We start from the raw sequence: 19,295 nt of genomic DNA on the forward strand, positions 1-19,295 counted from the left end.
CTTCGAGGTCGACCTCCATGATCTGCAGCGGCTTTCCGGCGGCAACGGCGACAGCGGCGCGCGTTTTCATCAGGCAATCCTCCCATGACGACCCATAGAGTTTCTCATTCCGCCATTGCTGCGGATGAGACCGCAATACGCTCATTCATCGCCGTATCCCCGCGAAAAGGAATAGGACTAAAGCAGACACGTAAGTCCACTTGCAGGGCTTTGATAAATCTTGTGGCGTCCGCTAAGCTCATTGTGGGCACCTTGAATTCGCGCTGGTCCGGGAACAATCGGACTTTAGTGCAAGAATGGGCAGTTTTATCGATGACGAGCGCGGTGCCAGGCACTCTCGCGGCCTTTTTGTGCTTTTTTTTCCAGACCGCCAACGTTACAGGCGTGATGGCCCAGGAAGTGACGGGCAAGCAACCGGTCGCAGCCGACAGGCCGGAAAAAAACATAGCCGAAATCAGAATAGGTTATTTGCGGGCCTACGCGCCGCAACTGGCGCTTTCGCTGCTGGACCTGCCGCCACGCGACGAAGGTGTCGCCGGCGCCAATGTGGCGATCGGCGACAACAACACGACAGGAAAGTTCCTCAGCCAGAAATTCAGCCTCGACATAGCCGAGGTCAAGCCGGACGCCGACGCGGTTCAGGCGTTCAACGATCTGATTGCCAAAGGTGACCGCTATGTTGTCGCTGACCTCTCGGCCAGGCAATTGCTGTCGATCGCCGACATCGCCCGCGACAAGGGCGTTCTGGTCTTTAATGTGGGTGCCACAGACGACAGCCTGCGCGAGGAAGACTGCCGCATAAACATTTTCCATGTGGCGCCGACACGAAGCATGCTGGCTGACGCGCTGGCGCAGTATCTCGTGGTAAAGAAATGGCCGAATTGGGTGCTGCTCTATGGTTCGCATGAGCGGGATCATCTCTATGCGGCCGCGTTGCGCCGCGCGGCGGCTCGCTTCGGCGGTCAGATCGTCGCCGAGAAGGAGTTCAAAGACACTGGCACGGCGCGCCGCACCGACACCGGCGCCACGCAGATACAGCAGCAGATTTCCGTGTTCACGCAGGATCTGCCGGAGCATGACGTGGTGCTTGTCGCCGATGAGAGCGAGGTGTTCGGAACCTATGTGCCCTACCGCACCTGGACACCGCGGCTGGTCGCTGGCACGGCCGGTCTTGTCGCATCGTCCTGGCATCCCGCGAGCGAGCAATGGGGTGGCATTCAAATGCAAAGCCGTTTCCTGAGGACGACCGGCCGGCGAATGCTGTCCAAGGATATGTCGGCCTGGACGGCGGTGCGGGCGGTGGGCGAAGCCAGCACACGGACCAATGGCGACGATCCGAAGAAGATCAGCGACTACATCCGCTCGGACGATTTCTCGGTCGCCGCCTTCAAGGGACAGAAGCTGACCTTCCGCAAGTGGAACCATCAGCTTCGCCAGCCAATCCTGCTCGGCGACACCAAATCCGTGGTCTCGACATCGCCACAGGAGGGTTATCTCCACCAGATCTCCGAGCTCGATACGCTCGGCGTCGATCAGCCGGAAACGAAATGCGTCCTTAAGTAGAACCAATCGGGAGGAATTTTCGTGCAGAGACGAGCTTGCGCACTCGCCATTCTCGGCTTCATGGCCAATCCGGCGTGGGCTTACACCGTGTATGTCTCCAACGAGAAAGACAATACGATAACGGTCGTCGACACGGCGACCATGCAAGTGGTGAAGACCGTCGAAGTCGGCCAGAGGCCGCGCGGTATCACCATCTCGCATGACGGCAAGTTCATCTATTTGTGCGCCAGCGATGACGATACGATCGAAATCATCGATACCGCGACGCTGCAGATCGTTGGCACGCTGCCATCAGGCCCCGATCCCGAACTGTTCGTGCTTTCGCCCGACGGCAAGACGCTCTACGTCGCCAACGAGGACGACAATCTCGTCACCGCGATCAACGTGGAGAGCAAGCAGGTCATGACCGAGATTCCCGTCGGGGTGGAGCCTGAAGGCATGGCCGTCAGTCCCGATGGCAAAACCATGGTCAACACCTCCGAAACCACCAGCATGGCGCATTTCATCGACACCGGCAGCCATGAGGTGACCGACAACGTCCTGGTCGACACGCGTCCGCGCTTTGCGCAATTCAAGCCCGACGGATCACAGATCTGGGTCAGTGCCGAAATCGGCGGCACCGTCAGCGTCATCGACAGTCTCAAACGCGAGGTGGTGAAGAAGATCCAGTTCGCGATTGCGGGACTGCGGCCCGAAACCATCCAGCCGGTCGGCATCGCAATCAGCGCGGACGGCAAGAAAGCCTATGTCGCGCTCGGCCCAGCGAACCACGTCGCCGTCATCAACACCGAAACCTACGAGGTGGAAAAATACATCCTGGTCGGCCAGCGCGTCTGGCATCTCGACTTCACCCCCGATCAGAAGACGCTGATCACCACCAACGGCAATTCCAACGACATCACCTTCATCGACACGGCGACGGACGAGCCGGTTCAATCGGTTACGGTGGGCCAGCAGCCTTGGGGCGTGGCCATATCGCCCCACTAGACCGCAGCAATGATCAGGGAGGCCGACGTGATGAATATTTGCCGCGGGGATGTTGCAAGTGCACTAGATGACCAGCGCGCCCCGAAGGAGCCAGCGGCATGCAGCATGTGAGGACAAGCGGAGCTGGAGAGGAGGTGGCAGCGCTCGATGTTGCCGGCGTCAGCCATTCCTATGGTCCGAAGCGAGCGCTCCAGGACGTCTCATTCTCGATCGCGCCGGGAACTTTCACCGTTCTGCTCGGCCTCAATGGGGCGGGCAAGACAACTTTGTTCTCACTGATCAGCCATCTTTACGGCACCCGCCGCGGATCGATCCGCATCTTCGGCCATGATGTCAGCCGCGCTTCGGGCGAAGCGCTCAGGCGTGTCGGCATCGTATTCCAGGCACGCACGCTCGACCTCGACCTCAGCGTCCACCAGAACCTCTCCTACCACGCCTCGCTGCATGGCATTGGCGGACACCAAGCCCGGCAGCGCATTGCCGCGCTGCTCGATACAGTCAACATGCAGGGCCGTCAGCATGACAAGGCACGCAGTCTTTCCGGCGGCCAAATGCGGCGCATCGAGATCGCGCGGGCGCTGCTCCACCGCCCTTCCCTGCTGCTGCTCGACGAGGCGACGGTCGGTCTCGACATCCAGTCGCGTGCGGGCATTCTGGCCACCATCCGCAAACTCGTCGAAACCGAGGGCATCGGTGTGCTGTGGGCGACGCATCTGATCGATGAGGTCGAAGACGGCGACCATGTCGTCGTGCTGCGGCAGGGCGACCTGGTTGCCAAGGGTAAGGTGGCCGATGTCGTTGCGACGAGCGGTGCCAGTTCGATCCGCGACGCCTTTTCCAGGCTCAACCGCATCGAAACAAGCGGCATCGCGGAGATGTCGCCATGAGCGCTCCCGCAATGCCCGCAAAAGTCGCCGCCCTCACGCCGGTGAAGTTCGAACAGTTTGGGCTCCGCCACTACCTCGTTTGCCTCAAAGGGATCGTCGTGCGGGAGTGCCTGCGCTTCCTGCATCAGCGCGAGCGCTTCATATCCTCGCTGGTTCGGCCGCTCGTCTGGCTGTTCATTTTTGCCGCCGGATTCCGGCAGGTGCTCGGCGTATCGATCATCCCGCCCTACAAGACCTACGTGCTCTACGAGGTCTACATCACGCCGGGCCTGTGCGGCATGATTCTGCTGTTTTCGGGCATGCAGTCTTCGCTGTCGATGGTCTATGATCGCGAAATGGGCAACATGCGCACCCTGCTGGTCAGCCCCTTCCCGCGTTGGTTTTTACTGATCTCGAAGATGCTCGCCGGTGTCGCCGTGTCGATCGCGCAGGTTTACGCGTTCCTGATCGTTGCCTGGTTCTGGGGCGTCAAAGCGCCGCCGCTTGGCTATCTCACGGTGCTGCCGGCGCTGTTCCTGTCAGGCATGATGCTGTGTGCGCTCGGCATGCTTCTGTCCTCAATGATCAAGCAGCTCGAAAACTTCGCTGGCATCATGAACTTCGTCATCTTTCCCGGCTATTTCGCTTCTCCGGCACTCTATCCCTTGTGGCGTATCCAGGAGGCTAGCCCCCTGCTCTACAAAATCTGCCTCGCCAATCCATTTACTTACGCCGTCGAACTGATCCGCTTCGCCTTCTACGGCCAGGTTGACTGGCTGTCGCTGGGCGTCGTTGCTGGCTGCACGCTGCTGTTCCTTGCCGCCGCCATCATCGCCTACGACCCTTCGCGCGGCCTGATGACCCGCAAACAGGACACGGGAGGAAATGCCTGATGGCGCGAATGATCCATGTTCGCGGTCTGGCTCTGGTCGCCATGCTCGCGCCGGGCGTCAACGCCATGGCGGCAAACACTGAACCGGACTGGCCGTGCATGCAGCGCAAGGTGCCGCAGCTCTCGCTCGGCCAGATCTGGAGCGGACCGGACCTTCCTTCAGCCGCGAAGGACTGGTCGAAGGACCCCACCATCTCCGCCCTGATCGAGGAAGTGGCAGCTCGCCGGATGCCGATTGCGGAAGCTCAAAAGAAGATCAGGGATTTCGCCGCCTCCTTGCCGGCCGAGCACCGTGCACCCAAAATGGCGATGATGGTGCAAGGCATGTTTGACCACCTGGACGCCGAGCGCTCGCAGGTGATCTCCGGCATTTCCCGCTACGCCCACAAGCAGCTCGAAATGGCCGCCGCGTTGCGCAAGGAAGCGTCCGAGGTCGATGCATTGCGGGCAAAGCCGGATGCAGATCCCGAAGAGATCGATCGGCGAACCGAACAGCTGAAATTCGCAACGCGAATTTTCGATGAACGCGTCCAATCACTGACCTACGTCTGTGAAGTGCCGACAATAATCGAGCAGCGGCTTTATCAATTGTCCAAGGCCGTCTCGGAAACGCTCGCCGCGAAGAAATAGAACCTCATTCGATCTTCGCGGCGGATATCATGATCCACGGCCGGGCAGCACGCGCCAGCGCTGAACGACATAACCGGGATGCGTCTCGATCCACTGGGCGACCAGCGATTGCGCCTGCATGAAGGCGGTCCCGGGATTCATCGCCAGGCCGTCCACCATCTGTTCGCGTTGTTCACAGGTCTGCGGCACAGCCGTCAGGCAGACCATCATAACGAGCGTGTAAAGCATTGCCCCTTGTCCCCATCGATCCCGAACCCCATGCCCGGGAGGTTTCCGTGATTCCGACCAGTCTGCAGGGGTCGCACATACAGATCACTTACGTGTGTGAAAGGAACGTGACCCCCGCTCTTTTGCGCCGCAATATAACATAGCGCTAATCTAACGCCAACGACCGCAGGGCGTTCTGCAGAGCAATCGCGTCAGGTTGCGCCGCGCCAATGTGGTGCCGATGTTTCCAGCGTCGATGATTCCGATCTTGACGGGTGTTCGTCGATGTCATCAAACCGGGAGCCCGAGTTGCTTTCGCAGGCTTTTGTCGAATGCGGATGCGGGGACGAAACGGCGCAGGAAACTGACCTGGCGCGCCATTTTTCCAGCAGCATAGCGCCCCTTCGGAGCGGGATCGGTCGCAGCCGCCAAAACGGTCCTGGCCACCACTTCCGGCGCATCGCCTTTTTCCATCGCTTTCCGCACAGCTGCATTCATGCCGGCGCGCGCAGAGTCATAGATATCGAGCAACTGATCCGGCCTGGCGAGATTTTCTTCAAAGGAGGTGCGGGTATAGGCGGGCTCGACCAACACGACGCGAATTCCGAAAGGACGCAGTTCGTGGTCGAGCGATTCGGAGTAGCCCTCAACGGCATGCTTGGTCGACGAATAAAGCGCGAAATAGGGAGCTGGAATGAACCCCTGCACCGAGCTCAAATTGACGATTCTGCCCTTGCCTTGGCGGCGCATTGTCGGCAACACCGCTTTGGTTACTCGCATAACGCCAAAGACGTTCACGTCAAACAACGACTTGGCCTGGGCCATCGAGGACTCCTCCGCGCCACCAAGCAGGCCAATGCCGGCATTATTGACAAGCAGGTCGATGCGCCCGGTCTCGGCCAGCACGTCCTGGACAAGTTTCGCCACCGACGTGTCATCGGTCACGTCACAGGCCAGCATGGTAATGCCATCGGATCGGTCGACGACCGCGCGACGGCTGGTTCCGAACACGCGAAAGCCCGCGTTCTGCAAGGCTTTGGCCGTTGTGTGCCCGATACCGCTGGATGCCCCGGTCACCAGGGCGACGCCTAGATTGGTTTTGTTCATGGAGGTCACTTTTTTCTTCGTTTTGGATTGGCGTGGGAGAAGCACGACAGGTCGGAGCGAAAGGCGTCAATCATGAGCGCCTCCGGTACTCGCGCCGGCCAGATCATCCGTCCAGCGCCGGAACAGCGCGCTGGCATTAACGCCTCCGAAGCCGAAGCCATTGGCGATTGCATAGCCCATCGCCATCGGCCGGGCCCGGTTTGCGACGAAGTCGATCCCGTCGCCGGCCGGATCGGGAGCGCTCAGATTGAGGGTCGGCGGTGCCATCTGATCCCTGAGCGCCAGGATTGCGAAGATTGCTCCGAGCCCGCCGGCGGCTCCGAGCAGGTGTCCGGTCGCCGATTTCGTTGCACTGACAGCTATCGCGAAATCGCGCCCGAACACGCTCTTGATCGCTTCGATCTCACCCAGGTCGCCCACCGGCGTGGAGGTCGCATGGGCATTGAGATGACGAACCTCGCGGGGCGAAATCCCTGCTTGGGCGATTGCGATCTCCATGGCCCGGCGCGCACCGTCGCCGTCCTCGGGACCGGAGGTGACGTGATGAGCATCCGCCGTCGTGCCGTAGCCGACAAGCTCGGCCAGCGGTCTTGCGCCGCGCGCCAGCGCGTGGCTCAATTCCTCGATGACCAGCATGCCGGCTCCTTCGCCCATGACGAAGCCGTCCCGCGACTTGTCGAACGGTCGGGAGGCCTTATCAGGACGGTGATTAAAGGACGTCGAAAGAGAGCGTGCCGCGGCAAACCCACCGAGGCTGACAAGATTCATGCATGCTTCAGTCCCGCCGCACACGGCAATATCGGCCTCGTCGGCGCGGATTAGGCGAGCCGCATCGCCGATCGCCTGAATGCCGGCCGCGCACGCCGTCACGGGTGCACCGAGCGGACCTTTGAAGCCATAGCGGATCGAGACGTGGCCTGCCGCGAGGTTCACCAGGAAGGACGGCACCGTAAAAGGTGATAGACGGCGGACGCCGCGGCGGTCGACCGTGCGCACCGCCTCGGTTATGGCCGGGAACCCGCCGACGCCCGAGGCGATGATCGTGGCCGTGCGCAAGCGATCCGCTTCCGAGACGGGGGCCCATCTTGCTTGGGCGAGCGCTTCTCGTGCCGCGGCCAGCGCAAAGAGAATGAACCGGTCTACCTTGCGCTGATCCTTCGGCGGAAGGATGGCTTCCGGATCGAAACCAGCGTCCGGATCTTCTTCTGTGGAGGGCACCACCCCGCCGACCTTCGCCGGCAGGTCGCATACCACATCATCCGCAAGCCTCCGGATGCCTGAGCGGCCGGCCAGGAGACGCGACCAGGACGCTTCGACATCGGCAGCAAGGGGCGTGACCGCTCCCATGCCTGTGACAACAATCCGTCGCATCTATTTTCCTATCAATTTGGGTGCGCCGCCAGCGCTGCACACGCCGTTCAAGCGCCGGCTGCTTCGCGAACCTGTTCTGTCGCCGCATCCAGAAATGCCTGCGCGAGGTCGGGGTCGTTGACGACGCGCGAAAGGAGCACCGCACCGACCATTGTCGAGAGAATGGCCATGGCCCTGCCATCGAACTCCCCGCCACCGGTCTCAGCAATGAAACGGCCGAGGATCTCGAGATGCTCCTTGATCCCGGCTTCGAACGGCGCTTTCACGTCCTTGCCCTGTCTGGCGGCATCCGAGCCGAGCGCCACGATCGGGCAGCCGTCCATCTTTTCTCCGCGATGGTCCATACTGAGGTAGAACGCGATCACCGCGCCAAACGGATCATCAGGGTTTGCCGCAGTCGCGGCCGACCATCGACGGATGGCGCTCTCCATCGCCCGCCTGGACGCCTGCGCCGCCAGGTCGTCCTTGGATGCGAACTGCTTGTAAAACGCGCCTTGGGTCAGTCCGGCACCCTTCATCAGATCCTTAAGGCCGATACCGTCAAAGCCGCGCTCCCGAAAAAGGCGGCTTGCCACGTTGATGACGGTTTCTCGGTTTTCCGCTGCCTGGGTACGACTTACGCGCATTGTTGACCTCTTTTTTAGATTGCGTTCGTAATCTATAGCCTATATAGAGTTCGAACGCAATCTAAAAAGGAGATGCGAAATGATCCGCAAAACCCTGAGCGCATCGCTCCTGGCCGCGCTGTTTCTTGCGACCCCGGCTTTTGCCGAGGAAGCCACCATCGGACGCCCGATCGAGGGCGGCAGCCTGCACAAGGGACACCTTGACATGGTTGTCTACTACGTCCCGGTCGACGACGGCCTCCTGGAGGTCACCGCCACCTTCGCGCCGAAGACCGGGGGTGATCCGCTGCGCGTCGTCATGGGTCTCGCCGACGATGACTCCGTGGCCTTTTCCATGCCGGGCCACCGAGGCTCGCTCTACGCGTTCTCAAGGTCCGGGGATGAGGTGACGGTGTCGACCGAGACTGACATGCGTCTGCGAGCCGACGCGACAATACGCTGAGCCAGAGTTCGGACTGCAGCCGGCGTGCTGCTGGCCATGGGCTCTCGCATCCGCTCGGCTCGCCACACGGTGCCTCGATCACGCCATCGAATAAGTTTGGGGAGAGGTCAAATGCTATACAGTTATTTTGTCGAGAAATCGATCCGAGAGAGCTTCGACCACGTCAACAACCATCGCTGGGATGAGGCGGTGAAGGCACTCGCGCTGCATGTCCATCACCGCGTTTCGGGCGTTCACGCGCTTGGTGGTGAGCGCCACGACAAAGAAGCCATGCGCCGCTGGTTTGAGCGCCTCGGCCGCGTCCTGCCCAATCTCCATCTCACGGTCAACCACATCTGGGTGAAGGGCTGGCCGTGGCATACCACCGTGTTTGCCCAGTGGGACGGCACCGCAACGCTGCTCAATGGCGACGCGTCGTACGTCAACCGTGGTCTCCACGTGTTCACCCTGCGGTGGGGCAGAGTCTATGCACTTGAGGAATTTTACGATTCACAAGCAGCGGCCCGCGGTCTTGCCGCCCAAGCGGCAGCTGGCCTCGAAGAAGCTGTCGCCGAACCAATTGTACGCTAGCAGACGCTCAATCAAAGCCCACCGTTCCGTGAACGCGGGGCCGCTACCCCGTGGCCCCAGCGCTGGAGGGCGGTCGCCTCGCTCCGCAAATGCGTGCCACCAGCGATGCCTCCCTATCCTCGGCTCGTGGACGTCGGTCTGGAGATCACAGCCGATCAGCCGCTGATATGCACCATCGTTTGTCTGAAACGTTTGCCTGGACCGCGCGCCCTAAGTTGCGCGACGTTTGGTGTTCGGCTCCTCGTGCGGATAGAGCTTGCCGAACAGTGGCAGGTACATCGCGCCCTTGCGCATCAGAAAATCGTGGAAGGTCGCCATCGCCGGCGAGATCGCGTGATCGCTGCGCATCACCGAAAACCATTGCCGGCGGATCGGCATGCCGACAACGTCGAGGATAACCAGCCGGCCGGCTTCGGTTTCGGCAGCGATGGTGTGGGCAGAGATGAAGGCGATGCCGAGCCCGGCCATCACCGCCTGCTTGATGGTCTCGTTCGAGTCCATCTCGACGCCGAGATCGTCGATGCGGCCGGGCACGTCGCTCAGGAATATTTCCAGTGAGATGCGCGTTCCGGAGCCGGGCTCGCGAATGAGGAAATGCTCCTCGGCGATCCGCTCCTTGGAAATGTCGCGTGCCGACGCCAGCGGGTGATCGGGCGGTGCAATGATGACCAGCGGGTGATCGCCGAAGACCGAGGCACGCACCGGGACTTCCTTGGCCGGGCGTCCCATCAGCGCGATATCGATGTCGTGGTTCTTCAGATTGTCGATCGTCTCGGCGCGGTTGCCGATGGCAAGGCGCATGTCGATATCGGGATGTTCCTTCATGAAGGCGGCCATCAGCCGCGGCGCGAAATATTTGGCCGTGGAAACGACGCCGAGCCGCAAGCTGCCGGCGCGCACGCCCTTGATCGCATCCATCTTGTCTTCGAGCAGACGAAGCCGCTCCTCGATGGCCTGTGCCGTCTCGACGAAGGCCAGACCTGCGGCAGTGGGACGCATGCCGTCCGACGTCCGGTCGAACAAGGCCAGTTGGAACTCCTCCTCCACTTGCCGCAACTGGATCGTCACCGCTGGAGGAGACAGCCCTAACACCTTGGCCGCGCTGACGATTTTTCCGTGGCTGATGATTGCCAGAACGGTCTTGAACTGCTTGAGCGTGAGGTTTCTCATATGGCATACTAAAATTTTTTTACTGCCTGAGTAAAGTTATTGAATTTTACTTATCCAGCGTCGTTTGTTCTCCTTTCCCAATCCGGCCGACCCGAGGAGAGGCGGCTGGATGGGGAGGTTACGATGCCAGCGGCAACGCTCGACGCTTTTCTGAACTCCTATCTTGGCGAGCCGGACGAACTGCGCTCCGCCGTCGTGGCGACCATCCGTCAGCTGACGCAGGCGGCCACCACGATCCGCAACACCATCAATCAAGGGGTGCTCGGCACCGCCTTTGCGGGAACCCGCGGCGCCAATGCTGACGGCGACATCCAGAAGGATCTCGATGTCTTCGCCGATGATATCTTCCTCGACGCCATGCGCCACGCTCCGGTCGCGCTCTACGCTTCCGAGGAACTGGAGCAGCCGGTGCTGCTCGACAGGCAAGAGCCTCTTGCCATCGCCATCGACCCGCTCGATGGCTCTTCCAACATCGACACCAACGTGTCGATCGGAACGGTCTTCTCGCTTCTCCCTGCAACTGGCGCGCCGGATGGGAATCCGGCCGCCTCGTTTTTGCAGGCAGGGGTGAACCAGCTGGGCGCCGGTTTCTTCATCTACGGGCCGCAGCTGGCGCTGGTTCTGTCGCTCGGCAGCGGCACCCATGTCTTCGTTCTCTCGACCAGGCTCGGCACCTTCGTCCAGGCCTACGAGAGCCGGATCATCCCACAGCGAACCCAGGAGTTCGCCATCAACGCCGCCAACTACCGGCACTGGGACGAGGCGGTGCGGCTCTACATCGATGACTGCCTTGAAGGCACCGAAGGCCCACGCGAGAAGGACTTCAACATGCGCTGGATCGCCTCTGTGGTTGCGGACTGCTACCGCATATTGATGCGAGGCGGCGTATTCCTGTATCCAGGCGACAAGCGCAAGGGCTACAGGCAGGGGCGACTTCGCCTCGTCTATGAGGCAAACCCGATCGCCTATCTCGTCGAACAGGCGGGCGGTGCCGCCACCGATACGATGACCCGCATCCTCGAAATCGAACCCGAGAGCCTGCACCAGCGCGTGCCCATGGTTTTCGGATCGGCGCGGGAAGTCGCGCGCATCACCCGCTACCACACCGAGCCGAGTGCCATCGGCGAGCGCGCGCCGCTGTTCAGCCGCCGCGGCCTTTTCAGGGCCTGAAGACCATGTCGGCAAAGCACCCCATCATTACCATCACCGGGTCGTCGGGCGCAGGCACCACCTCTGTCAAGCGCATCTTCGAATTGATCTTCCGGCGCGAGAACATCGGGGCCGCCTTCATCGAAGGCGATGCTTTCCATCGCTACGACCGCGCCACGATGAAGGCGAAGGTGGCCGAGGAGGAAAAGGCGGGCAATCCGAACTTCACCCACTTCCACGCCGAGGCCAATGAACTGGCAATCCTCGAAGAGGTATTCGAGGAATATGGCCGCCGGGGAACCGGAAAGACCCGCACATACATCCATGATGAGGATGAGGAGAAGCAGTACGGCACGCCGCCGGGACATTTCACCGAATGGCGCGAATTTCCGCCGAGCGACCTGCTCTTCTACGAGGGCCTGCATGGCTGCGTCGTCACCGACAAGATCAACCTGGCCAGGCACGCGGATCTCAAGATCGGCGTGGTGCCGGTCATAAATCTCGAATGGATCCAGAAGATCCATCGCGACCGCGCAACGCGCGGCTATTCCACCGAGGCGGTGATGGACGTGATCCTGCGCCGTATGCCGGACTATGTCCGCTACATCGTCCCGCAGTTTTCGCAGACCGCCATCAACTTCCAGCGCGTGCCGATCGTCGACACGTCCAATCCATTCATCGCGCGCTGGATTCCGACGCCCGACGAATCGATGCTGGTTATCCGCTTCGCCAATCCCCGCGGCATCGATTTCCCCTACCTGCTTTCGATGATCCACGACTCGTTCATGTCGCGGCCGAATTCCATAGTGGTGCCCGGCAACAAGCTCGACCTTGCCATGCAGCTGATCCTGACGCCGCTCATCCTGCAATTGATCGAACGCAAGAACCGTGTGTCGTGAGGAGGACGCCATGAACAGCCAGGCAGCAGCACTGAAGCCCGTCGCCGCCGTCTCGGAGCGCGACATGGCCAACGCCATTCGCGCACTGGCGATGGACAGCGTCCAAAAGGCCAATTCCGGTCATCCGGGCATGCCGATGGGCATGGCCGATGTCGCGACGGTGCTGTTCAGCCGCTTCATCAACATCGATCCGTCGGCCCCCAACTGGCCCGATCGTGACCGCTTCGTGCTGTCGGCCGGGCACGGCTCGATGCTGCAGTATGCGCTGCATTACCTGCTCGGCTACGAAGACATGCCGATCGAAGAATTGCAGCGGTTTCGCCAGCTGGGCAGCCGCACCGCCGGACATCCGGAATATGGCCATGCGCTTGGCATCGAGACGACGACCGGCCCGCTTGGACAAGGCATTTCGACCGCTGTCGGCATGGCGCTGGCGGAGCGCATGCTGGCGGTCCGCCACGGCGCCGATCTCGTCGACCATTTCACCTACGCAATCGCCGGCGACGGCTGCCTGCAGGAAGGCATCAGCCACGAGGCGATCGATCTTGCCGGTCACCTGAAGCTCTCCCGGCTGATCGTCTTTTGGGACGACAATGCGATCTCGATCGACGGGCCCACTTCCCTGTCGACATCGATGGACCAGCCGGCGCGGTTCAAAGCCGCTGGATGGCATGTCCAGTCGGTGAACGGCCACGACACCGAAACCGTTGCGGCGGCAATCGAAGCGGCTCAGCAATCGGACCAGCCGTCTCTGATCGCCTGCCGCACGGTGATCGGCAAGGGCGCGCCAAATCTGGGTGGTTCGGAAAAGACGCATGGCGCGCCGCTGGGCGATGCGGAGATCGCCGCGACGCGCGAAAACATCGGCTGGGCCTTCGCGCCGTTCGAGGTGCCGGACGATATCCTTTTCGCCTGGCGCGAGGTTGCCGGCCGCGGTCAAGCGGCACGCCGCGCCTGGGAGCAGCGGCTTGCCGCCTCGCCACGGCGGCAGGCCTTCGAGAGCGCGCTCGCCGGCGCCCTGCCCGACGCGGTCTTCGAAGCACTTGGCGCTTTCCGCAAGGAGCATGTCGGGAAGGCGACCAAGGTTGCAACGCGAAAAGCCTCGGAAATGGCACTCGCTGCGATCAATGGCGCAACCGAACTGACGGTCGGCGGGTCCGCTGATCTGACGCATTCGAACCTGACGATCACCAAGGGTATGAGCCGCATCGCGCCGGGCGACTACGCAGGCCGCTACATCCACTATGGAATCCGCGAGCACGGCATGGCCGCAGCCATGAACGGCATCGCACTGCATGGCGGCTTCGTGCCTTATGGCGGCACGTTCCTGTGCTTCGCCGACTATGCGCGCGGCGCGATGCGGCTCTCGGCGCTCATGGGCCAGCGCGTCATCTATGTGATGACGCATGATTCCATCGGTCTCGGCGAGGACGGCCCGACCCACCAGCCGGTCGAGCACCTGGCGATGCTGCGGGCGACGCCAAACCTCAACGTCTTCCGCCCGGCCGACATCATCGAAACGGCGGAGTGCTGGGAACTGGCGCTGAGAAGCGAGAAGCGGCCGAGCGTGCTGGTGCTCTCGCGCCAGAACCTGCCGATGCTGCGCCAAGCACCTTGCGACGAGACACACAGCGACGAGAACCGGTCGAGCCGGGGCGCCTACATCCTGCGCGAGCCAGTCGGGCAGCGCGCGGTGACGCTGATCGCCACCGGCTCGGAGGTCGAGATCGCGGTTGCCGCCGCCGAACGGCTGGAGACCGAGCACGGCGTCGCCGCCGCGGTTGTCTCGATGCCGTGCTGGGAGCTTTTCGAGGAGCAGGACGCCGGCACCCGCAAGGCCGTCCTCGGCTCGGCGCCCCGCATTGCCATCGAAGCCGCAGCACGGCTCGGCTGGGACCGCTGGATCGGCGACACCGGCACTTTCGTCGGCATGGCCGGTTTCGGCGCCAGCGCCCCTGCCCCGGATCTCTACCGGCATTTCGACATCACGCCCGAAGCCGTCGCGGCAGCGGCGCTGAAGCTCATCATCTAGGAGAAACCGACAATGGCCCGCATCACCCTTCGCCAGCTTCTCGACCATGCCGCCGAGCACGGCTACGGGGTGCCGGCATTCAACATCAACAACATGGAACAGGGCCTCGCCATCATGGAGGCCGCCAGGGCCTGCGATGCGCCGGTTATCATCCAGGCCTCACGCGGCGCCCGTTCCTATGCCAATGACATCATGCTGGCCAAAATGATGGAGGCGTTGACCGAAATCCATCCGGCCATTCCGCTCTGCATCCATCAGGATCACGGCAACAACGAAGCCACCTGCCTGTCGGCGATCCGCCACGGCTTCACCTCGGTGATGATGGACGGATCGCTGATGGCGGATGCCAAGGCACCGGCGAGCTACGATTACAACGTCGCCATCACCGAACGTGTCGCACGCATGGCGCATTGGGTCGGCGCTTCGGTCGAAGGCGAGCTCGGCGTGCTCGGCTCGCTGGAGACCGGCCAGGGCGAGGCCGAGGACGGGCACGGCGCCGAAGGTGCGCTTTCCCATGACCAGCTTTTGACCGATCCCGATCAGGCGGTCGACTTCGTCACCGCCACCCGGGTCGACGCACTGGCGATCGCCTGCGGTACCTCCCACGGCGCCTATAAATTCAGCCGCAAGCCCGACGGCGGCATCCTGGCCATGCAGGTGATCGAGGCGATTCACGAAAAGCTACCCAACACGCATCTGGTCATGCACGGGTCTTCCTCCGTGCCGCAGGAACTGCAGGATATCATCAACAACTATGGCGGCGAGATGCCCCAGACCTTTGGCGTCCCGGTCGAGGAAATCGAGCGCGGCATCCGCTACGGCGTGCGCAAGGTCAACATCGACACCGATTGCCGAATGGCCATGGCCGGGCAGTTCCGCCGCGTTGCGACGGAGGACCCGCGCGAATTCGATCCGCGTAAATTCCTGAAACCCGCCATGGACGCCCTGCGCGACCTTTGCCGCGATCGCTTCGAACGCTTCGGCACCGCAGGCCACGCGTCGAAGATCAGGGTGATCGCCATGGATGAGATGGCGAAACGTTACGCCGCAGGAAAGCTCGACCCCCAAATCGCAACCGCGAAAGCCGCCTGAGCGGCAAACAGGAGACCTGCCATGAACAAGATCGACACGCCCTCAGCAGGCACGCTCAAGGAAGGCAAGGAACGCTACAGGTCGGGCGTCATCCCCTACAAGAAGATGGGCTACTGGGAGCCGGACTACCGGCCCAAGGAGACCGACCTGATCGCCATGTTTCGGATCACGCCGCAGCCCGGCGTCGACCACGAGGAGGCGGCCGCCGCCATCGCCGGCGAATCCTCTACCGCGACATGGACCGTGGTGTGGACCGACAGGCTGACCGCCTGCGAGCTCTACCGCGCCAAGGCATTCAAATCCGAGCCGGTGCCGAACACAGGTCCAGGCACCAGGATCGAGCAACAGTACTTCGCCTACATCGCCTACGACCTCGACCTGTTCGAGCCCGGCTCCATCGCCAACCTGACTGCATCGATCATCGGGAACGTGTTCGGCTTCAAGGCCGTCAAGGCCTTGCGGCTCGAGGACATGCGCATCCCGGTGGCTTACCTCAAGACCTTCCAGGGCCCGGCGACCGGCATCGTGGTGGAACGCGAGCGGCTCGACAAGTTCGGCCGGCCGCTGCTCGGCGCGACGACGAAGCCGAAGCTTGGCCTGTCCGGCCGCAACTACGGCCGCGTCGTCTACGAGGCGCTGAAGGGTGGCCTCGACTTCGTCAAGGACGACGAGAACATCAACTCACAGCCCTTTATGCATTGGCGCGACCGCTTCCTCTACTGCATGGAGGCTGTGAACAAGGCGTCGGCCGCCACCGGCGAAGTCAAGGGCCATTATCTCAACGTCACCGCCGGCACGATGGAGGACATGTACGAGCGCGCCGAATTTGCAAAACAGCTTGGCTCCTGCATCGTCATGATCGACCTCGTCATTGGCTACACGGCGATCCAGTCGATGGCCAAGTGGGCACGCCGCAACGACATGATCCTGCACCTCCACCGGGCCGGCAACTCGACCTATTCGCGCCAGAAGAACCACGGCATGAATTTTCGCGTCATCTGCAAATGGATGCGGATGGCCGGCGTCGATCACATCCATGCCGGCACGGTGGTCGGCAAGCTGGAAGGCGACCCGCTTATGATCAAGGGGTTTTATGACACGCTGCGCGAGGAGCGCACGCCGCAGAACCTCGAAACCGGGCTGTTCTTCGATCAGGACTGGGCCTCGCTCAACAAGGTGATGCCCGTCGCCTCCGGCGGCATCCATGCCGGCCAGATGCACCAGTTGATCCATTATCTCGGCGAGGACGTCATCCTGCAGTTCGGCGGCGGCACGATCGGCCATCCGGACGGCATCCAGGCCGGCGCGACGGCCAATCGCGTCGCGTTGGAGGCGATGATCCTCGCCCGCAACGAGGGCCGCGACTATCTGCGCGAAGGAACCAAAATCCTCGAACAGGCGGCCAGATGGTGCACGCCGCTCAAGGCGGCCCTGGAGACGTGGAAGGACGTCACCTTCAACTACGAATCGACCGACACGGCCGACTTCGTGCCGACCGCAACGCCGAGCTTCTAGACGAAAGGAACCGTCGCCATGATGACCAATCCCGGAAACAAGGTCACGCAGGGACAGTTTTCGTTCCTGCCCGAGCTAACCGATGAGCAGATTTCGGCGCAGATCAAATACGCACTGAAAAACCACTGGGCGGTCAGCGTCGAGTACACGGACGATCCACATCCGCGAAACACCTATTGGGAAATGTACGGCAACCCGATGTTCGACCTGAGGGACCCGGCGGGCATCCTGCTTGAAGTCAACAATTGCCGGAGAGCTATGCCCAACATGTATGTCCGGGTCACCGCCTTCGATTCGACCAAGGGCTGGGAAGCACCGCGCATGTCATTCATCGTCAACCGGCCACCCAATGAACCCGGGTTCCGGCTGCTGCGCCAAGAGCGTGACGGCCGCAGTCAGGGCTATTCGATCGTGCCTTATGCGACCGACAGGCCCGAAGGCGAACGGAGCTAGGCGAACCATGCTGGACGCGATAGCTAAGAGCGCTGCCGCGCAGGGCGAATCGGTTGATCTACAGGCCGAGTTCGAGGCGTCCAACATCGAGGAGGTGATGGACAGGCTCGACCGCGAACTCGTCGGCCTGAAGCCCGTCAAGACCCGCATCCGCGAGATCGCGGCGCTGCTTCTGGTCGACCGGCTTCGCCGCAAGTTCGGGCTGACCTCGGGCGCGCCGACGCTGCACATGAACTTTACGGGGAATCCCGGTACCGGAAAGACCACCGTGGCGCTCAGAATGGCCGAAATCCTGCATCGTCTCGGCTATGTCCGCGAAGGCCACATGGTCGCGGTGACGCGCGACGATCTCGTCGGCCAGTATGTGGGCCACACCGCGCCCAAAACCCGCGAAGTGATCAAGCGCGCCATGGGCGGGGTGCTTTTCATCGACGAGGCCTACTATCTCTACAAGCCCGAGAACGAACGCGACTACGGCCAGGAATCGATCGAAATCCTGCTGCAATGCATGGAAAACAACCGTGACGATCTGGTTGTGATTCTTGCCGGCTACAAGGACAAGATGGACCGCTTCTTCGACAGCAATCCCGGCATGCGCTCGCGCATCGCCAATCACCTCGATTTTCCGGACTACGGCGTCAGCGAACTCAAATCAATCGCCGAGATCATGCTGGCGGAACAGAATTACCGTCTCAGCGAAGCGGCGGCCAAGGCGCTCGAAGAGTATCTCCCGATCCGCATGCGGCTGCCGCATTTCTCCAACGCCCGCTCCGTTCGCAATAGCCTCGACCGGGCGCGGCTTCGCCAGGCCGGCCGGCTTTTCGCATCGCGCGACCGGGCGTTGACGAAAATCGATCTTATCACCATCGAGGAATCCGATATTCGCGGCAGCCGCGTGTTCGCGGAAGGTAAGCTCGAAGGCGAACCGGAGACGAAGGCGCGCTGACAAGATGACGGCGATTGGTGTGCAGCGACCGGAAACGGACGACAGAATGGGAGCCGACGACCATGGATAGCAAGACAATCATCGCGCCCTCGGTGCTTTCCGCGGACTTCTCGCGGCTCGGCGACGAGGTCGAAGCGGTCGTCCGGGCGGGTGCCGATTGGATCCATCTCGATGTGATGGATGGCCATTTCGTGCCCAACATCACCTTCGGTCCGCCGGTGGTCAAGGCGATCCGTAATCGAACGGACAAGGTCTTCGACTGCCACCTGATGATCGCGCCGGCCGACGCCTATCTCGGCGCCTTCGCCGATGCCGGCTGCGACATCATTACGGTGCATGCCGAGGCCGGACCGCATCTCGACCGTTCGCTGCAGGCAATCAGGAATCTCGGCAAGAAGGCCGGCGTGTCGCTGAACCCGTCAACGCCGGAAAGCGTCATCGAATATGTACTTGACCGGCTCGATCTGGTGCTTCTGATGACGGTCAATCCGGGCTTCGGCGGCCAGGCCTTCATCGCGGCGGTCGTCGACAAGGTCAGGCGGGTCAAGGCGCTGGTCGGCCATCGTCCGATCGACATAGAGATCGACGGCGGCGTCACGCCCGAAACCGCTCCGCTGGTCACCGCGGCCGGCGCCAATGTGCTGGTCGCCGGCTCGGCCATCTTTAAGGGCGGCACCGAGGCGGCTTATCGCGCCAATATCGGCGCCATCAGGCAGGCGGCCGACGGGGCGATCCGGAAAGCGGCGTAAACCCTTTCATCGGAGGGCAAACATTTCAT

The 19,295-nt window shown here is 62.0% G+C and carries 20 protein-coding genes; 15 read left to right on the top strand and 5 right to left on the bottom strand.

What is annotated here, in order from left to right; all coding sequences use genetic code 11:
- Positions 1–387: 387 nt before the first annotated feature.
- The 5 genes from NKH04_RS27775 (at position 388) to NKH04_RS27795 (ending at position 4,938) form a co-directional block, all read left to right on the top strand.
- Complete coding sequence (locus tag NKH04_RS27775; protein WP_352771290.1) at positions 388–1,563, top strand: lanthanide ABC transporter ABC transporter substrate-binding protein PedA1; 1,176 nt, start codon at positions 388–390, stop codon at positions 1,561–1,563.
- Positions 1,564–1,584: 21 nt separating this feature from the next.
- Positions 1,585–2,550, top strand: a complete 966-nt coding sequence (locus NKH04_RS27780) for a YVTN family beta-propeller repeat protein (RefSeq protein ID WP_352474598.1) — start codon at positions 1,585–1,587, stop codon at positions 2,548–2,550.
- A gap of 98 nt (positions 2,551–2,648) precedes the next feature.
- Positions 2,649–3,437: a lanthanide ABC transporter ATP-binding protein PedB/LutE gene (locus NKH04_RS27785; protein ID WP_352775117.1), complete on the top strand. Its 789-nt coding sequence runs from the start codon at positions 2,649–2,651 to the stop codon at positions 3,435–3,437.
- An 11-nt stretch (positions 3,438–3,448) separates the two neighbouring features.
- Positions 3,449–4,309 carry a lanthanide ABC transporter permease protein PedC gene (locus tag NKH04_RS27790; protein ID WP_352503305.1) on the top strand — a complete coding sequence of 287 codons (861 nt, stop codon included), beginning with the start codon at positions 3,449–3,451 and terminating at the stop codon, positions 4,307–4,309.
- Positions 4,309–4,938, top strand: coding sequence for a hypothetical protein (locus NKH04_RS27795; RefSeq protein ID WP_353023716.1), 630 nt, complete (start codon positions 4,309–4,311; stop codon positions 4,936–4,938). The genes NKH04_RS27790 and NKH04_RS27795 overlap by 1 nt, the downstream gene beginning before the upstream one ends.
- Positions 4,939–4,965: 27 nt before the next feature.
- Here NKH04_RS27795 and NKH04_RS27800 read toward each other — a convergent pair whose 3' ends face one another.
- The 4 genes from NKH04_RS27800 to NKH04_RS27815 form a co-directional block, all read right to left on the bottom strand.
- On the bottom strand, positions 4,966–5,166 hold the full coding sequence (locus tag NKH04_RS27800) for a hypothetical protein (RefSeq protein WP_352617307.1): 201 nt from the start codon (positions 5,164–5,166) through the stop codon (positions 4,966–4,968).
- 270 nt (positions 5,167–5,436) lie between these two features.
- Positions 5,437–6,252, bottom strand: a complete 816-nt coding sequence (locus NKH04_RS27805) for an oxidoreductase (protein WP_352851126.1) — start codon at positions 6,250–6,252, stop codon at positions 5,437–5,439.
- A 66-nt stretch (positions 6,253–6,318) separates the two neighbouring features.
- Positions 6,319–7,623: a beta-ketoacyl-ACP synthase II gene (fabF, locus tag NKH04_RS27810; RefSeq protein ID WP_353045293.1), complete on the bottom strand. Its 1,305-nt coding sequence runs from the start codon at positions 7,621–7,623 to the stop codon at positions 6,319–6,321.
- A 47-nt stretch (positions 7,624–7,670) separates the two neighbouring features.
- Positions 7,671–8,249, bottom strand: coding sequence for a TetR/AcrR family transcriptional regulator (locus NKH04_RS27815; RefSeq protein WP_352997107.1), 579 nt, complete (start codon positions 8,247–8,249; stop codon positions 7,671–7,673).
- 79 nt (positions 8,250–8,328) lie between these two features.
- On the opposite strand from NKH04_RS27815, the gene NKH04_RS27820 reads away from it, so the two are divergent.
- Complete coding sequence (locus NKH04_RS27820; RefSeq protein ID WP_353045294.1) at positions 8,329–8,691, top strand: hypothetical protein; 363 nt, start codon at positions 8,329–8,331, stop codon at positions 8,689–8,691.
- 111 nt (positions 8,692–8,802) lie between these two features.
- Positions 8,803–9,261 carry a nuclear transport factor 2 family protein gene (locus tag NKH04_RS27825; RefSeq protein ID WP_353045295.1) on the top strand — a complete coding sequence of 153 codons (459 nt, stop codon included), beginning with the start codon at positions 8,803–8,805 and terminating at the stop codon, positions 9,259–9,261.
- A 210-nt stretch (positions 9,262–9,471) separates the two neighbouring features.
- Here NKH04_RS27825 and NKH04_RS27830 read toward each other — a convergent pair whose 3' ends face one another.
- Positions 9,472–10,431: a LysR family transcriptional regulator gene (locus NKH04_RS27830; protein WP_352819546.1), complete on the bottom strand. Its 960-nt coding sequence runs from the start codon at positions 10,429–10,431 to the stop codon at positions 9,472–9,474.
- Between the two features lie 123 nt (positions 10,432–10,554).
- Here NKH04_RS27830 and NKH04_RS27835 point away from each other — a divergent pair, with 123 nt between their 5' ends.
- From NKH04_RS27835 to rpe, 8 genes are all read left to right on the top strand, one after another.
- Entirely contained in the window at positions 10,555–11,601 is a 1,047-nt protein-coding gene (locus tag NKH04_RS27835; protein WP_353023710.1) for a class 1 fructose-bisphosphatase, read from the top strand.
- A gap of 5 nt (positions 11,602–11,606) precedes the next feature.
- On the top strand, positions 11,607–12,479 hold the full coding sequence (locus NKH04_RS27840) for a phosphoribulokinase (protein ID WP_023678839.1): 873 nt from the start codon (positions 11,607–11,609) through the stop codon (positions 12,477–12,479).
- 10 nt (positions 12,480–12,489) lie between these two features.
- On the top strand, positions 12,490–14,511 hold the full coding sequence (gene tkt, locus NKH04_RS27845; RefSeq protein WP_353023708.1) for a transketolase: 2,022 nt from the start codon (positions 12,490–12,492) through the stop codon (positions 14,509–14,511).
- Positions 14,512–14,523: 12 nt separating this feature from the next.
- The gene (gene fba / locus NKH04_RS27850) at positions 14,524–15,603 is read left to right on the top strand and encodes a class II fructose-bisphosphate aldolase (protein WP_353045296.1); all 1,080 of its coding nucleotides are present in this window, start codon (positions 14,524–14,526) and stop codon (positions 15,601–15,603) included.
- A gap of 21 nt (positions 15,604–15,624) precedes the next feature.
- Positions 15,625–17,118, top strand: coding sequence for a ribulose-bisphosphate carboxylase large subunit (locus NKH04_RS27855; RefSeq protein ID WP_352617332.1), 1,494 nt, complete (start codon positions 15,625–15,627; stop codon positions 17,116–17,118).
- A gap of 18 nt (positions 17,119–17,136) precedes the next feature.
- Complete coding sequence (locus tag NKH04_RS27860) at positions 17,137–17,571, top strand: ribulose bisphosphate carboxylase small subunit (RefSeq protein WP_352541881.1); 435 nt, start codon at positions 17,137–17,139, stop codon at positions 17,569–17,571.
- Positions 17,572–17,578: 7 nt separating this feature from the next.
- Positions 17,579–18,517 (top strand): CbbX protein, encoded by a 939-nt coding sequence (gene cbbX, locus NKH04_RS27865; RefSeq protein WP_352819551.1) that lies wholly within the window; start codon positions 17,579–17,581, stop codon positions 18,515–18,517.
- 62 nt (positions 18,518–18,579) lie between these two features.
- Positions 18,580–19,266, top strand: coding sequence for a ribulose-phosphate 3-epimerase (gene rpe / locus NKH04_RS27870; protein WP_352541879.1), 687 nt, complete (start codon positions 18,580–18,582; stop codon positions 19,264–19,266).
- Positions 19,267–19,295: the final 29 nt, after the last annotated feature.

The sequence above is a fragment of the Mesorhizobium sp. M1365 genome (assembly GCF_040317865.1).
Classification (GTDB): domain Bacteria; phylum Pseudomonadota; class Alphaproteobacteria; order Rhizobiales; family Rhizobiaceae; genus Mesorhizobium.

What these genes read in the sequence shown, in the direction of transcription:
- NKH04_RS27775 (WP_352771290.1), top strand. Translation starts at nt 388, where the DNA reads ATGGCCCAGGAAGTGACGGGCAAGCAACCGGTCGCAGCCGACAGGCCG.
- NKH04_RS27785 (WP_352775117.1), top strand. Translation starts at nt 2,649, where the DNA reads ATGCAGCATGTGAGGACAAGCGGAGCTGGAGAGGAGGTGGCAGCGCTC.
- NKH04_RS27790 (WP_352503305.1), top strand. Translation starts at nt 3,449, where the DNA reads ATGCCCGCAAAAGTCGCCGCCCTCACGCCGGTGAAGTTCGAACAGTTT.
- NKH04_RS27795 (WP_353023716.1), top strand. Translation starts at nt 4,309, where the DNA reads ATGGCGCGAATGATCCATGTTCGCGGTCTGGCTCTGGTCGCCATGCTC.
- NKH04_RS27800 (WP_352617307.1), bottom strand. Translation starts at nt 5,166, where the DNA reads ATGCTTTACACGCTCGTTATGATGGTCTGCCTGACGGCTGTGCCGCAG.
- NKH04_RS27805 (WP_352851126.1), bottom strand. Translation starts at nt 6,252, where the DNA reads ATGAACAAAACCAATCTAGGCGTCGCCCTGGTGACCGGGGCATCCAGC.
- fabF (WP_353045293.1), bottom strand. Translation starts at nt 7,623, where the DNA reads ATGCGACGGATTGTTGTCACAGGCATGGGAGCGGTCACGCCCCTTGCT.
- NKH04_RS27815 (WP_352997107.1), bottom strand. Translation starts at nt 8,249, where the DNA reads ATGCGCGTAAGTCGTACCCAGGCAGCGGAAAACCGAGAAACCGTCATC.
- NKH04_RS27820 (WP_353045294.1), top strand. Translation starts at nt 8,329, where the DNA reads ATGATCCGCAAAACCCTGAGCGCATCGCTCCTGGCCGCGCTGTTTCTT.
- NKH04_RS27825 (WP_353045295.1), top strand. Translation starts at nt 8,803, where the DNA reads ATGCTATACAGTTATTTTGTCGAGAAATCGATCCGAGAGAGCTTCGAC.
- NKH04_RS27830 (WP_352819546.1), bottom strand. Translation starts at nt 10,431, where the DNA reads ATGAGAAACCTCACGCTCAAGCAGTTCAAGACCGTTCTGGCAATCATC.
- NKH04_RS27835 (WP_353023710.1), top strand. Translation starts at nt 10,555, where the DNA reads ATGCCAGCGGCAACGCTCGACGCTTTTCTGAACTCCTATCTTGGCGAG.
- NKH04_RS27840 (WP_023678839.1), top strand. Translation starts at nt 11,607, where the DNA reads ATGTCGGCAAAGCACCCCATCATTACCATCACCGGGTCGTCGGGCGCA.
- tkt (WP_353023708.1), top strand. Translation starts at nt 12,490, where the DNA reads ATGAACAGCCAGGCAGCAGCACTGAAGCCCGTCGCCGCCGTCTCGGAG.
- fba (WP_353045296.1), top strand. Translation starts at nt 14,524, where the DNA reads ATGGCCCGCATCACCCTTCGCCAGCTTCTCGACCATGCCGCCGAGCAC.
- NKH04_RS27855 (WP_352617332.1), top strand. Translation starts at nt 15,625, where the DNA reads ATGAACAAGATCGACACGCCCTCAGCAGGCACGCTCAAGGAAGGCAAG.
- NKH04_RS27860 (WP_352541881.1), top strand. Translation starts at nt 17,137, where the DNA reads ATGATGACCAATCCCGGAAACAAGGTCACGCAGGGACAGTTTTCGTTC.
- cbbX (WP_352819551.1), top strand. Translation starts at nt 17,579, where the DNA reads ATGCTGGACGCGATAGCTAAGAGCGCTGCCGCGCAGGGCGAATCGGTT.
- rpe (WP_352541879.1), top strand. Translation starts at nt 18,580, where the DNA reads ATGGATAGCAAGACAATCATCGCGCCCTCGGTGCTTTCCGCGGACTTC.